Here is a 1,702-nt window from a genome sequence, read left to right on the forward strand (position 1 = left end):
TTTTGGATAAGCCCTCGACCGATTAGTATTGGTCAGCTCCATGCATTACTGCACTTCCACCTCCAACCTATCTACCTCGTCGTCTTCAAGGGGTCTTACTAATTGGGAAATCTCATCTTGAGGGGGGCTTCACGCTTAGATGCTTTCAGCGCTTATCCCGTCCGTACGTAGCTACCCAGCCATGCTTCTGGCGAAACAACTGGTGCACCAGCGGTACGTCCATCCCGGTCCTCTCGTACTAAGGACAGCTCCTCTCAAATTTCCTGCGCCCACGACAGATAGGGACCGAACTGTCTCACGACGTTCTGAACCCAGCTCGCGTACCGCTTTAATGGGCGAACAGCCCAACCCTTGGGACCTACTTCAGCCCCAGGATGCGATGAGCCGACATCGAGGTGCCAAACCTCCCCGTCGATGTGGACTCTTGGGGGAGATAAGCCTGTTATCCCCAGGGTAGCTTTTATCCGTTGAGCGATGGCCCTTCCATGCGGTACCACCGGATCACTAAGTCCGACTTTCGTCCCTGCTCGACTTGTAGGTCTCGCAGTCAAGCTCCCTTATGCCTTTGCACTCTTCGAATGATTTCCAACCATTCTGAGGGAACCTTTGAACGCCTCCGTTACTCTTTAGGAGGCGACCGCCCCAGTCAAACTGCCCGCCTGACACGGTCCCCGTACCCGTTTAGGGTACCAGGTTAGAACCTAGATACGATCAGGGTGGTATCCCAACGGCGCCTCCGCAGAAGCTTGCGCTCCTGCCTCTACGGCTCCCACCTATCCTGTACAGATCGTACCCAAATTCAATATCAAGCTGCAGTAAAGCTCCATGGGGTCTTTCCGTCTTGTCGCGGGTAACCTGCATCTTCACAGGTATTAAAATTTCACCGGATCTCTCGTTGAGACAGCGCCCAAGTCGTTACGCCATTCGTGCGGGTCAGAATTTACCTGACAAGGAATTTCGCTACCTTAGGACCGTTATAGTTACGGCCGCCGTTTACTGGGGCTTCGGTTCATAGCTTCGGGTTGCCCCTAACCACTCCCCTTAACCTTCCAGCACCGGGCAGGCGTCAGCCCGTATACTTCGCCTTGCGGCTTCGCACAGACCTGTGTTTTTGCTAAACAGTCGCTTGGGCCTTTTCACTGCGGCCCCCTCGGGCTATTCACCCTACCGAGGCACCCCTTCTCCCGAAGTTACGGGGTCATTTTGCCGAGTTCCTTAACGAGAGTTCTTCCGCGCGCCTTAGAATTCTCTTCTCGCCTACCTGTGTCGGTTTGCGGTACGGGCACCTTCTCCTGGCTAGAGGCTTTTCTTGGCAGTGTGAGATCATGACCTTCGCTACTATAATTTTCGCTCCCCATCACAGCCCAGCCTTAAAGTGTGCGGATTTGCCTACACACCAGCCTCACTGCTTAGACGGACATCCATCAGTCCGCGTCACTACCCTCCTGCGTCACCCCATCGCTCATAGCGGATTACGGTGGTACAGTAATTTCAAACTGTTGTCCTTCGACTACGCCTTTCGGCCTCGCCTTAGGTCCCGACTTACCCTGAGCGGACGAGCCTTCCTCAGGAAACCTTGGGCTTTCGGCGGATCAGATTCTCACTGATCTTTTCGTTACTCATACCGGCATTCTCACTTGTATGCTGTCCAGCGCTCCTTACGGTACACCTTCAACCCACATACAACGCTCCCCTACCCCAG

The 1,702-nt window shown here is 54.3% G+C and carries 1 other annotated feature (cut by a window edge).

Annotated elements, in window-relative coordinates:
- Nucleotides 1–2: 2 nt before the first annotated feature.
- Nucleotides 3–1,702, bottom strand: a sequence feature (mutual gap in cmsearch alignment for this rRNA model is longer than 100); it runs 512 nt beyond the window's last position.

The sequence above is a fragment of the Paenibacillus ihuae genome (assembly GCF_001368795.1).
Lineage (GTDB): Bacteria > Bacillota > Bacilli > Paenibacillales > Paenibacillaceae > Paenibacillus_AQ > Paenibacillus_AQ ihuae.